The organism is Pseudomonas sp. Ma2-10 (genome assembly GCF_054330215.1).
The window spans coordinates 1-314 of sequence record NZ_JBTEYL010000103.1 but is presented as its reverse complement, the minus strand read 5'-3'; the positions used below and the strand labels follow the sequence as shown (position 1 = coordinate 314).

Here is a 314-nt window from a genome sequence, read left to right as displayed (position 1 = left end):
GCGCCGTTGCTCAATGTCACGGTGACCGGTGTGCCGGCTGCGTTGGTCAGGTTGGCGGTGTAGACGATTGAACCGCCTTCAGCCACGGAGTCGGTAGCGCTCAAGGACAGGTTGGTGGTGTCTGGTGTGTCGGTCACGGTGGTGCTGACCGGCGTTTTATCTGCGACCAGATTTTCGTAGTTGCCGCCGCTCACGTCGGTGATCGAGTTGGTCAACGGCGCGTGGCCATTGAGCACATCGTTCGGTGCTACAGCATTAACAGTGCCGCTGGTTTTGCCGATGTCGATGGTGATGGTCTGGCCGTTGGCCAGGGT

General features: G+C 59.9%; 1 protein-coding gene. It reads right to left on the bottom strand.

What is annotated here, in order from left to right:
• Positions 1-314, bottom strand: a 314-nt coding sequence (locus ACXPVS_RS27505; protein ID WP_458512673.1) for an immunoglobulin-like domain-containing protein, incomplete at both ends; no start/stop codon positions are given.